At 73.6% G+C, this 1,085-nt stretch carries 2 protein-coding genes; one reads left to right on the top strand and one right to left on the bottom strand.

Translation table 11 applies throughout. From position 1 onward, the window contains the following. Positions 1 to 189: 189 nt before the first annotated feature. Positions 190 to 735, top strand: a complete 546-nt coding sequence (locus V7793_RS37830; protein ID WP_336014282.1) for an acyl-CoA thioesterase — start codon at positions 190 to 192, stop codon at positions 733 to 735. Positions 736 to 766: 31 nt separating this feature from the next. Here V7793_RS37830 and V7793_RS37825 read toward each other — a convergent pair. After that, a partial coding sequence (locus V7793_RS37825) for a LytR C-terminal domain-containing protein (RefSeq protein WP_336014279.1) occupies positions 767 to 1,085 on the bottom strand: 319 nt, incomplete at its 5' end.

Here is a 1,085-nt window from a genome sequence, read left to right as displayed (position 1 = left end):
CCGGCGCCGGCGCCGCCGCGCCCGTACGCCTGCCGCCGCTCGTCGCTGCGCCCACCGGACCAATCGCTCATGCAAGGAAGTGTGCCTGCCGGGCGCCCGGCACGGAGATCGTCTACGGGTTCCCGGGGCTGCTGTTGCAGACCTGATGCAATCCTCCGGCGTTCACCCACCCGGCATACAGTGGTGGACATGACCATTCAGGACCACCCGGAGCAGGAGACGGCCGGCAAGCCGACGTCGGCCGCCCGTACGACGCTCTCCCACATCATGACCGGCAGTGACACCAATCTGCTGGGCACCGTCCACGGCGGTGTGATCATGAAGCTGGTGGACGACGTCGCCGGCGCCGTGGCCGGCCGGCACTCCGGAGGCCCCGCGGTCACCGCCTCCATGGACGAGATGGCCTTCCTCGAACCGGTCCGCGTCGGTGACCTCGTCCATGTGAAGGCCCAGGTCAACTGGACCGGGCGGTCCTCCATGGAGGTCGGCGTCCGGGTGCTCGCCGAGCGCTGGAACGAGTCGACGCCCGCGGTCCAGGTCGGCAGCGCGTACCTCGTCTTCGCGGCCGTCGACGAGAACGGCAAGCCGCGGGCCGTGCCGCCGGTGCTCCCGGAGACGGAGCGGGACCGGCGGCGCTACCAGGAGGCGCAGATCCGCCGTACGCACCGCCTCGCACGGCGGCGCGCGATCAAGGAGCTGCGGGACGCACGGGCCGCCGAGGGCATCGAGGACTGACCCTCCCCGGGCACGCACCCCGCCGGCCGGGCTACACCAGGCTCTTCTCCGGGCACAGGACCTGGTCGCCGGAGACGGCCCGCTGGTCCGGGCCCGTCCCGCGCCGCGGTGCCTGCGGGGACTGCGGGCTCTGCGACGCCTGAGGTTTCACCGGGGCCACCGCCCTGAAGTCCGTGCCCACCGTCACCTTCATCAGCGGGCCTTGGCCCGGCACGGGGCGGAGCTCCGCGTCCGGCAGGGCCGACGCCAGCGTGCGGACCGCGTGGTCCCAGCGCGGGTCGTACTGGATCACCGTGCGCCGCACCGGCGGCCCGGGCGCGTCCGCGGGCAGCCCGGTCGTGGCGAAGCCC

Origin of the sequence: Streptomyces sp. KLMMK (assembly GCF_036961605.1) — a bacterium.
Lineage (GTDB): Bacteria > Actinomycetota > Actinomycetes > Streptomycetales > Streptomycetaceae > Streptomyces > Streptomyces telluris.
Note: the sequence above shows the minus strand (reverse complement) of the source record. Positions and strands in the feature narration are given on the sequence as shown.

Bases quoted from the DNA above. Each gene is read 5' to 3' on its own strand.
- V7793_RS37830 (WP_336014282.1), top strand. From the start codon at position 190: ATGACCATTCAGGACCACCCGGAGCAGGAGACGGCCGGCAAGCCGACG.